The following is a 457-nucleotide window of genomic DNA, read 5'->3' as shown; positions in this document are numbered from 1 at the left end:
GACGAAGCCGCAGATGCGTTGCGCGTCGACGCTGCGTTCGACTTCTGCGGTGAGGACGAAGTCGCGGCCGAGATCGTCGACGTACAGGCAGAACGGATAGTTGGTCAGATCGCGCCCGCCGAGGAACTCGATGCCCTCGGCGATTCGGCTTTCGCCGAAGGTTTCGGCGCGGCTGTGGCGGTAGTTGAGCAAGGCGGAGAACATCGGCACGTTCGCGCCGAGACCGCTGCAGCGTTGGGCCAGGGTCAACGACGCCTGCTCGTGGCGCAGCAGGCCGGTGAGGCGTTCGTGGGTCTCGCGCAGTCCCTGCGCCGCACTGCGTCCGCTCAGGGCGATGCGCACCGGCAAGGTGTTGATGAACATGCCCATGGCGCGATCGATGCCGGGGCCGCCGTGCATGCGACCGAACAACACGGTGCCGAACACCACGTCGTCGCGGCCGCTGCACAGCCCCAGC

At 67.4% G+C, this 457-nt stretch carries 1 protein-coding gene; it reads right to left on the bottom strand.

Going from position 1 to position 457, the window contains the following annotated elements; genetic code table 11:
• The coding region (locus TX83_RS21850; protein ID WP_222423809.1) for a condensation domain-containing protein at nucleotides 1-457 on the bottom strand (457 nt) is incomplete at both ends.

Origin of the sequence: Lysobacter antibioticus HS124, from assembly GCF_000336385.2 — a bacterium.
Lineage (GTDB): Bacteria > Pseudomonadota > Gammaproteobacteria > Xanthomonadales > Xanthomonadaceae > Lysobacter > Lysobacter firmicutimachus.
Note: the sequence above shows the minus strand (reverse complement) of the source record. Positions and strands in the feature narration are given on the sequence as shown.